General features: G+C 57.1%; 9 protein-coding genes and 1 tRNA gene. 2 read left to right on the top strand and 8 right to left on the bottom strand.

The window, feature by feature from the left end; all coding sequences use genetic code 11:
• Positions 1-353: 353 nt before the first annotated feature.
• Both QP908_RS09550 and QP908_RS09545 read right to left on the bottom strand, forming a co-directional pair.
• Positions 354-650, bottom strand: coding sequence for a hypothetical protein (locus QP908_RS09550; RefSeq protein ID WP_239269631.1), 297 nt, complete (start codon positions 648-650; stop codon positions 354-356).
• Between the two features lie 339 nt (positions 651-989).
• A complete protein-coding gene (locus QP908_RS09545; RefSeq protein WP_239269632.1) occupies positions 990-1,136 on the bottom strand; it encodes a hypothetical protein in 147 nt (48 codons plus the stop codon).
• 166 nt (positions 1,137-1,302) lie between these two features.
• On the opposite strand from QP908_RS09545, the gene QP908_RS09540 reads away from it, so the two are divergent.
• Positions 1,303-1,755 carry an IS30 family transposase gene (locus QP908_RS09540; protein ID WP_349883435.1) on the top strand — a complete coding sequence of 151 codons (453 nt, stop codon included), beginning with the start codon at positions 1,303-1,305 and terminating at the stop codon, positions 1,753-1,755.
• Positions 1,756-1,883: 128 nt separating this feature from the next.
• On the opposite strand, the gene QP908_RS09535 is transcribed toward QP908_RS09540, so the two are convergent.
• The 6 genes from QP908_RS09535 to QP908_RS09510 all read right to left on the bottom strand — a co-directional run bounded on the left by QP908_RS09535 (position 1,884) and on the right by QP908_RS09510 (position 7,274).
• Positions 1,884-1,956: transfer RNA gene (locus QP908_RS09535), tRNA-Arg, on the bottom strand.
• A 170-nt stretch (positions 1,957-2,126) separates the two neighbouring features.
• The gene (locus tag QP908_RS09530; protein ID WP_284772159.1) at positions 2,127-3,194 is read right to left on the bottom strand and encodes a GTP-binding protein; all 1,068 of its coding nucleotides are present in this window, start codon (positions 3,192-3,194) and stop codon (positions 2,127-2,129) included.
• Between the two features lie 52 nt (positions 3,195-3,246).
• A complete protein-coding gene (locus QP908_RS09525; RefSeq protein WP_239269634.1) occupies positions 3,247-4,821 on the bottom strand; it encodes an SLC13 family permease in 1,575 nt (524 codons plus the stop codon).
• A gap of 285 nt (positions 4,822-5,106) precedes the next feature.
• Positions 5,107-6,471 (bottom strand): magnesium transporter, encoded by a 1,365-nt coding sequence (mgtE, locus tag QP908_RS09520; RefSeq protein ID WP_239269635.1) that lies wholly within the window; start codon positions 6,469-6,471, stop codon positions 5,107-5,109.
• A gap of 124 nt (positions 6,472-6,595) precedes the next feature.
• Positions 6,596-6,919, bottom strand: coding sequence for a DUF202 domain-containing protein (locus QP908_RS09515; RefSeq protein ID WP_239269636.1), 324 nt, complete (start codon positions 6,917-6,919; stop codon positions 6,596-6,598).
• Positions 6,912-7,274, bottom strand: a complete 363-nt coding sequence (locus tag QP908_RS09510; RefSeq protein ID WP_239269637.1) for a YidH family protein — start codon at positions 7,272-7,274, stop codon at positions 6,912-6,914. The genes QP908_RS09515 and QP908_RS09510 overlap by 8 nt, the downstream gene beginning before the upstream one ends.
• A gap of 85 nt (positions 7,275-7,359) precedes the next feature.
• Here QP908_RS09510 and QP908_RS09505 point away from each other — a divergent pair, with 85 nt between their 5' ends.
• Entirely contained in the window at positions 7,360-7,737 is a 378-nt protein-coding gene (locus tag QP908_RS09505; RefSeq protein WP_239269638.1) for an NUDIX hydrolase, read from the top strand.
• The last annotated feature ends 417 nt before the right edge of the window (positions 7,738-8,154 follow it).

Below are 8,154 nucleotides of genomic sequence, written 5' to 3'. Positions count from 1 at the left end.
AACCAGAAACGAAGAAAAAATCGCTGCCTAACCGCTAGGTAGCTCTACTACGTGTCCACGATTTGCGGGCAACCCCACTTTGATTCCCTGTTTCCCTGGGCAGTTATTTGTTACTTTTACGTTGTCAGCACTTGGCTGGACGTTAACGCAGGTAGCAACCGGGGACGAAGCGGAAAAGAAACTAATTCCGCCCTTAGTTGCGTCGGGGAGAAAACCGTCTGGGTCGACAGAGAGTGGCACGGTGTCCCCAGGTTGATACTGATTATTTTCAGATGCGTGGGCGGTGACAGGGAACACTGCAGTTAGTAAAGTGCAGCCCATTAAAATGAGACCCTTTTCCATGTCATTGACAATCATCCTTTCTGGATATATTCCATAGAATTGAATTTATCCTTTTCGGGAGTTGAGGTAAGGAACATCTCTACGAAACCAGAGCCCTGAAGTATTTCATCCCACTCGATAGATTCTTCATTTCTACTTAAATCAGGGAATCTTCCCCAAAGGCGAACGACTTTTCCTTCGTGAAGTCTAGGGTTAAAGAGGTCGAAGTGGTACCAGAGCTGATTTTCGGGGGAGCCGCTGTTTCTTCCCGCTTGGATGCCGACTCCGGCTAAAATTGTTTCCTCTGGAAGTATGGTGTCTTGAAACATTTGGGTGGATATATTTTTCAAAAACTTGATTTCATCAGTCGTGATAGAAACAAATTGATTGATGACTATTCTCCTAGCGGTAGAAAGCAGTGATTATTCCGACAGGTCGGCCGTCTCCGCTTGCGGGATCTACTCGTTCTGTGGCAACAACCGTCATAACTCTTCCATTGATTGGGTAAGAGCATTTTTTCTTGCCATTTCCTGCATTTAAGCCGCCTTTGCAGTCGGGGGCGTTATGTAAAACTGTGTCAATCTCTGTAGTGGCTGGAACGAAACCGTCGTGACTGTCTTTGATGTGAGAAAGCCCAAAACCAACACTGCCGGGTTCATCTCCTTGTCCTACGCGGAGTGGAAGATCTCGCCTTTCGGGCCAATGATTGTTTGGCTGATGGTCCAGTCAATTGGCTGAGCGGCCACTGCAGTGGGGGAAACAAGTAATCCGATAAATGCCGCCAAAGTGGCGGATAAAAATTTCTTTACTTTCACGGCAACGCCATTCAAATGTGTTTGGAAGATTTGCGACGGGAGAGAATGAAACCTTTGGTGCTGATGTTGGTGTCAAGTGAGGCATGAACCAAAAAGGAAACCCTGTCTCATTAATTATGATGGTCTAACTCTCCGTTTCCCGCAAGACCTTTTTGTGAATGCATAAATTAATTTATGCATTGCTTCAATCGGGCTGCTACTCGAACGCGTCAGCCGATTTGTTGTCCTTGGCCACCTGCCAGGCAGGCACACCAGCAAAGAAGTATTCACAGCCCTGCACAAGGCTGTCGCTGGAATCGATAAAGCACTCTGGTCATCAATTACCTGGGACCAAGGAAGCGAAATGGCAGGCCATAAAGCCTTTACCATGGCCACTGACATTCCCATCTACTTCTGCCATCCAGGATCACCGTGGGAACGCGGCAGCAACGAAAACACCAACGGCAGGCTCAGGAGAAACCTTCCCAAAAACAGCGACCTGTCCATCTACAGCGCCGAGGACCTGGAGATGATCGCCAACATACACAACCACAAACCACGCAAAGCGCTCAACTGGCGCACCCCAGCCGAAGTCATGACCAACGCCCTGACACAAACCGGTAGTATCACACCAAAGTAACCATCATCGTTGCAACGACCCCTAGAATCCAAGCCTCCGACACTCCTCGCCCACTCCGAGAATAAGCCCGGAAATAAAAAATCTCGAGACACCGTCTTGGAGATGATGTCTCGAGATTCGAAATTTTGTGCGCCCGGAGGGATTCGAACCCCCAACCTTCTGATCCGTAGTCAGATGCTCTATCCGTTGAGCTACGGGCGCAGTCCGTTGTGAAGCAGCGCGTATGCTCTGCTGTGCAACGAGAATTTACTATACCCACGGACCTGAAAACTAACAAATCGCCTGTACAGAGCCGTGTTCGGCGGGATAGCCAGCGGTGTATTGTTCACCCGCCGTTCACGCTTGAGCTCGGTGTGGAGGGCGAGGGGAGGCTATACAAGGGCGGAGGCTTCGGCATCGGAAAGCAGGGCGTCTTGAAAGGCCTGCAGGGTGGATTCATGATCGAAGTCGACGCCGATGAGCACGAGCTCCGTGCCGGGGGTTACACCATTGGCGGCCCATAAAGAAGCGGGCATAATCTGCAGGTTTGGCCCGGCCTGCTGCCACGCGTGGGCCACGCGCAGATCGGTATCGATCCAGCAATACCCCTTGGACCGCACGAGGCCCGTGCTTGCCCGGAGGGCGGCGATGAGGCGCTCGCGGTTAAAGGGGCGGTCGGCGCGAAAGACGACTGAGGAGATGCCGTATTCCTCGGTTTCTGGAGTGTGTGGGTTCGCAAGCTCTTCGGCATAGCCGTGATAGGCGGCAGCGGTGGCGGTATTGAACAAATGCGCATCGAGAACTAGCCCCGGTTCGATGACCCCGTGGGTCACCGGCACCACGCGAGCCCGTGGATTCATGGCGCGGACTGCGGCGATGACGCGCTCGGTTTCGGCGGCATCGACAAGATCGGTCTTGGTAATGAGGATAAGTTCGGCGAATTCGACTTGGTCCACTAAGAGATCAGAAATGGTGCGGTCATCTTGGGGCGTAGCCTCGATGCTTTCGGAGACGAGGCTGCGGCCGCGGCGCAATTGGTTTAAGAAGGTGGAGGCATCGACGAGGGAGACCATGGTGTCGATGGGGGCGGCATCGGCAAGCGTGGTGCCATCGGCAAATTCCCACTCAAAGGTGGCAGCCACGGGCATGGGCTCAGAAATGCCGGTGGATTCGATGACGATCTGATCAAAGCGGCCGGAGCGCGCCAGCTTGCCCACGGACTCGATGAGGTCTTCACGCAGGGTGCAGCAGATGCAGCCATTCGACAGCTCCACGAAGCGATCCTCGCCGCGTTCGAGGTGGCCTTCGCCGGCGACGAGGGCGGCATCGATATTGACCTCAGAAAAATCGTTGACGATGACCGCCAGCTTGCGCCCCTCCCGGTTCGCGAGCAGGTGGTTAAGTAGCGTGGTCTTTCCGCTGCCTAAAAATCCGGACAGCACGGTAACAGGTGTAGCCATCCTTTAATGGTAACGTTTTTCATTAAAGGATGGCTACTGAGGTGCTTAATGTCTAGACCGTCAGCCCGAAGATCGGTACCGCCAGCAGGAAGACGGTAAGGGTGATGAGGAAGATACCGATGACGTTGAGTCCAACGCCGCCCTTGATCATCTCGCCAATCTTGACGTAGCCGGAACCATAAGCAATGGCGTTCGGCGGGGTTGCCACCGGCAGCATGAAGGCACAGGTTGCGGCCAAGGCGACCGGGATGGTGAGCAACAGGACGTTGATATCGCCTTCGGTGGTCAGGCCCACGCCCACGGCGACGCCGCCCATGATGGGAATGAAGGTGGCCGCGGTGGCGGTATTGGAGGTGATCTCCGTCAGGAAGAGGACCAGGGCGGCCACGGCTGCGACGATGAGCACGATGGGCAGGGAGCTGAGCCCCTTGGCCATCTCACCGATCCACAGGGACAAACCGGAGGAGTTGAAGGCCGAGGACAAGGAGAGGCCACCGCCGAAGAGGAGGAGGACGTCCCATGGCATTTCATTGGCCGTCTTCCAATCCAGCAGGCGGATGCGGCGCTCCGAATCGGCCGGCAGGATGAACAGGAGGATACCTGCGGCGATGCCGACGATGGCATCGTCATAATTATCAAAATCGCCAAGGACGATGGGCAGGGTTACCCAGGCCAGGGCGGCTAGGACGAAGATGATGCCGGTCATGATCTGCGGGCGGGTCCATGAGCCCAGCGCCTTGATTTCCTCGTTGATGAGCTCGCGGCCGCCGGGGATTTCGGTCATTTCCGGCTTGAAGATGGTAATCAACAGCGCCCATGCGATGAGTAGGAAGACAAGCGCCAGCGGCACGCCGACGGCCATCCAACGACCAAAGCCGAGGGTGACGTCCCAGGTATCGGCCATGTACGCATTCAAGAAGGCATTCGGCGGTGTACCAATCAGGGTACCCAGCGAGCCGATGGAGGCGGAGTACGCGATGCCCAGCATGAGGGCGGTGGCGAATTTCTTCTGCTTATCCCAACCGCCAACGGTCTCTGCGGTAAGCGCCAGCACGGACGTACCAATCGGCAGCATGACGACGGCCGTTGCGGTATTCGATACCCACATGGACAAAAAGCCGGTGGCCAGCATGAAGCCCAAAATGAGGCGGCGCGGCGAGGTGCCGATGAGCTTTACCACATAAAGCGCAAGGCGGCGATGCAGGTTCCAGCGCTGCAGCGAAAGCGCGATAAGGAAGCCACCCATGAACAAGAAAATGGTGGCAGAGGCATACGGCGCGCCGACTTCCTTAATGGTGCCCACGCTTGCGAGCGGGAAGATGACCAGCGGAATCAGCGCGGTGGCAGCCAGCGGGATGGCCTCAGTCATCCACCACACACCCATGAGGATGGTGACCGCCGCAACGGTGCGGATGGCGCTTAGCGTGTAATCGGCTTCCTCGTCCACGCCGGTGGACTGCTGGACCGTATCGATGGCATTTGAAGGGAAGATGAAAAATACGAGGATGGCCAGGGCGAGGCCGATGAAAAGGCCAATGAACTGGCGGCGCCATTCATTGCGTGGGGCACCCGGATCCTCAGCGCCCTCTGATTGGGCGGTAGATTCGTGAGTATGCGGGGTGGTCATGCCGCGAACTCCTTTGCTAGAGAGACTTTTAGCAGGGCGGGGGTGTGATAGCTCTGTCAATTACCAGCAATCGAGCCGGATCCTTGGTGCATCCCGAACATCATTCAGTCCGTGCAGAGCATGCTAAGACCCTACAAAACATTTGCACCAGAAACCACAAACTTTACTGAATTCACCCCCACCGCATTTAAAATTCACACACCGCAGCTACTCACAATGTGAAATTTTCCCCACCGGTTCGCTACCCCCCGCCCGGCGCGCCAGGCCCCGTGTGCCAGGGGGCCTTTATAGCCCGAGCACGGACTTGGCGATGAGGAAATAAATAATCAGACCCGTGGCATCGCAGAACGTGGAGATAAACGGATTGGAAAATACGGCAGGGTCCGCGCCAATGGTCTTTGCAACGATGGGCATCAGCCCGCCCACCGTGGCGGATATGGAGCAGATTAAAAACAGCGTCGAGCCAATGACTAGGCCAATATCTACGCCATAGACCACCGTTGCCAGGCCGAACCCTGCCAAGCCCAATACTGCACCAAGCAGCATGCCTACCCGGAGCTCGCGCCAGAGAACGGCAAGGAGGTCGCGCCCGCGGACATCGCCAAGCGCCAGCGCACGGGTGACCGTCGTTGCTGCCTGGTTTCCCGTATTGCCGCCGGTACCGGTCAGCAGCGGGATAAACAGGGAAAGCACCACGGCCTGCGCCAAGGTGTCCTCGAAGGCGTCCAGGACCCGCACGGTCAACAGCGCGGACACCGCCAGAACCAGCAGCCACACGATGCGGGACTTCACCAATTTTAATAGCGGCGTGGACAGGTACGGCTGCTGCAGGGCCTCGGTACCGCCGGCGCGCGCTGAGTCCTCGCTATCTTCTGCTTCGACGATGTCAATGGCATCATCCCAGGTCAAAAGGCCTACCAGGCGGTCCGAATCATCCACGATGGGCAATGCCAAAATATCGAGCGGCAGGAACCACCTAGCTGTGGCTTCCGCATCATCATTGGCGTTGGCATAGATGGGGCTTTGCATGATCTCCCCAATCGTGGTGCCCTCCTCCGCGGTAAAAATCTCCCGCAGCGTCACCACGCCCACTAGGCGGCGGTCCGCGCGGGTGATGGGCACCGCATAGATGGTTTCCAGCTCATCGGCCTTCGCACGCAGGGTCCGCAGCGCTTCCTCCACGCTCATTTCGGGATGGATGCCGGGGACCTCGGGCGACATGCGGCGGCCCACCGAGCCCTTGGTATAGCCCAGGACAACCCCGGTGACATCCCGCTTTGATTTGGTAAGCGAGCGCAGCAGCCGATCCGCGATTTCCGCCGGCAGCTCATCCAAAAGGGCCACGCGGTCTTCTGGCTCGAGTTCATCGAAGAACTCATAAACATCAGCATTTCCCAGCTCATCGATGATATCTGCCTGGTGCTTGGCATCCAGGGCATCAAATACCACGATGGATTTACGCCGCGGCAACAAGCGCAGGGCCAGCGCGGCGCGGATGGCATTTTGCCGCTCGACGATGGCGATGAGCTCTTGCAGTGGCACCTCATCAAGCAACGCCTGCAAGCGGGGCGCTTTTTGCGGGTCAATGGCAGAATCCTGCTTCAACCATGCCTCGACCGTATCGCTGGCCTGCTCAGTAGTATCCGCCATCGCCGTCACCTTGCCCTTCTCGCCCCTCATACCGCGGCACCGGTGGCCACCGTAATTGATATAGCCCCACATAGATTACGCGTATCTCCCATCAGCACACAGCGCTGCGGGGAAAAATCTGCCTTTAGGCAAAAACACCCCACAAGGCAAAGGCCGCAAGCAGGGAGACCAGCCCCGCGCTACTGGCCAAGACGGCGGCGCTGGGGAGGTGGCGGTGGGTGCGCAGGGAGGCATCGACAAGCGATGCCCGCTTCCTCACCGCCAAGATCAGCACCAGCACGCCCGCCGCGAGCGCCAGCAACGGGAGAAACACACTAACGCTGACCACCCGCATGACCCCTAGGAGTATCACCGCCAGCGCGAGGATGGTGCGCTGCCACGATAGGCGGGTGCGCTCGGGCTGCAAGCCGGGGTCAAAGAGCTCCCCATGCGGCTGCGGGCTAGGCAAGTAACTCTCCTACCAGCAGCACGGCCGCGATAACGACGATGGTGCCCACCAGCACCGGGATGGCGATGCTAAAGGGCAGCGGGCGCTGTTGCCGCAAGGCACGCTCAGCCCGCTTCCATTGCACCCACGCGACTATCGGCAGCACAATCGCCACCACCAGCATGAATGCGGAAACCACCGCGCGCAGGGTCGCCGGTAGCGGCACATCGAAAGCCTCCAAGGCCACTCCCCCGGCAATCAGCGCGAGCGAGGTGCGAATCCATGCGAGGAAGGTGCGCTCATTCGCCAGCGTAAAACGCGGATCAGGGTCACTTCCTACCCCAAATACCGAGCGGGGAAACCTCGAATCGCTCATGCCTTCCTACCTTATATTCAATGCACGTCCTTAGCGCGATAAGGCCGCGAGCCTGTTCGCCGGTCACCTCGTTATGATCGGGGCCATGATTGAAGTCGCAGCCATCGTTTTCCGCAATTCCTTTGGCCACGTGCTTGGCGTACGCAAGGCCTCATCCACAAAGTTTCAGCTGCCGGGCGGCAAGCTAGAAGAAGGCGAAAGCCCTGTCCAGGCCGCTGCGCGCGAGGCGGAAGAAGAAATCGGCGTGCAGGTACGCCTACCTGAACTCACTGAGCTCGGCACCTTCACTGCCCCGGCCGCCAATGAACCGGGCCAGACCGTCCGCGGGCATATCTTTACCTACCCGCGCCCCGTCATCGCCCACGCCGCGGCCGAAATCGCCGAAACCGCCTGGATCGATCCCGCCGACCCGCAGTGCGAGCTTGCCGATCTCCTGCGTAGCAAGGTTTTTCCGGCGCTGTAAAGTGGTCAAGCTCGCGTATCAACAGAGAGCCACGCCTACACCCCGTCACCTGCGGCGGGAAGAATCGTGGACCAGCGATGACGTAACAGCCGCTCTGGGGTCAACAAGGTGTGGTTTACTACTTATTTAGACTGACGCCCTGCATTCTCCGCCCACACGCGCACTCCGACAGAAGCAGCAGTCAGAACAACAATGAAGATGGTCACTAAGCCGATGCCTATTACATCGGTCAGCCACAAAACAAATATCACCAAAGAGGCGACTGCTAAAGCGAGCAAAACTCCGTTTTTGTCTTCTGCGCTTTATCCATGTCTCCATTATTCACGATAAAAACTCACCACGCGACGAGTTCATCCTTCTGAAAAATCTCCTTGAGCACCAAAAGCGCCCTCGGAGAACTACATTTCCATTTCATGC

Origin of the sequence: Corynebacterium sp. MSK204, from assembly GCF_030229885.1 — a bacterium.
GTDB lineage: Bacteria > Actinomycetota > Actinomycetes > Mycobacteriales > Mycobacteriaceae > Corynebacterium.
This window is presented reverse-complemented; position numbering and strand designations above follow the sequence as displayed.

What these genes read in the sequence shown, in the direction of transcription:
- QP908_RS09505 (WP_239269638.1), top strand. Translation starts at nt 7,360, where the DNA reads ATGATTGAAGTCGCAGCCATCGTTTTCCGCAATTCCTTTGGCCACGTG.
- mgtE (WP_239269635.1), bottom strand. Translation starts at nt 6,471, where the DNA reads ATGGCGGATACTACTGAGCAGGCCAGCGATACGGTCGAGGCATGGTTG.
- QP908_RS09510 (WP_239269637.1), bottom strand. Translation starts at nt 7,274, where the DNA reads ATGAGCGATTCGAGGTTTCCCCGCTCGGTATTTGGGGTAGGAAGTGAC.
- QP908_RS09530 (WP_284772159.1), bottom strand. Translation starts at nt 3,194, where the DNA reads ATGGCTACACCTGTTACCGTGCTGTCCGGATTTTTAGGCAGCGGAAAG.
- QP908_RS09550 (WP_239269631.1), bottom strand. Translation starts at nt 650, where the DNA reads ATGTTTCAAGACACCATACTTCCAGAGGAAACAATTTTAGCCGGAGTC.
- QP908_RS09525 (WP_239269634.1), bottom strand. Translation starts at nt 4,821, where the DNA reads ATGACCACCCCGCATACTCACGAATCTACCGCCCAATCAGAGGGCGCT.